General features: G+C 47.0%; 1 protein-coding gene. It reads right to left on the bottom strand.

The genetic code is table 11. The features are described 5' to 3' along the window. Window positions 1-197: CsiV family protein (locus tag ACYP03_RS28390; protein WP_459782991.1), on the bottom strand; the 197-nt coding region annotated here is incomplete at its 3' end. Between the last annotated feature and the right edge of the window lie 33 nt (window positions 198-230).

Genomic DNA, 230 nt, shown 5'->3' with positions numbered 1-230 from the left:
CTGTTTGCCAGTTGTGCCATATTGTTCAGTCGCACCGCGCCATTGTAATTCAGCGGCTCTGCCTGATCCGGCCAGGATTCAGCCGTTTGTCCCGGATCAATATTTCGCTTGAAGATAATGACTTCAATGTCAAATTGTCGTGCTGCGAAACTTGGCAGGCTGATGGCAAGCAGCAGCAAATAAATCAGATTTTTCAAGGTTATACTCCGCACTGGTATGCAGCCATTATA

It is taken from the genome of Photobacterium sp. R1, assembly GCF_054600795.1.
Note: the sequence above shows the minus strand (reverse complement) of the source record. Positions and strands in the feature narration are given on the sequence as shown.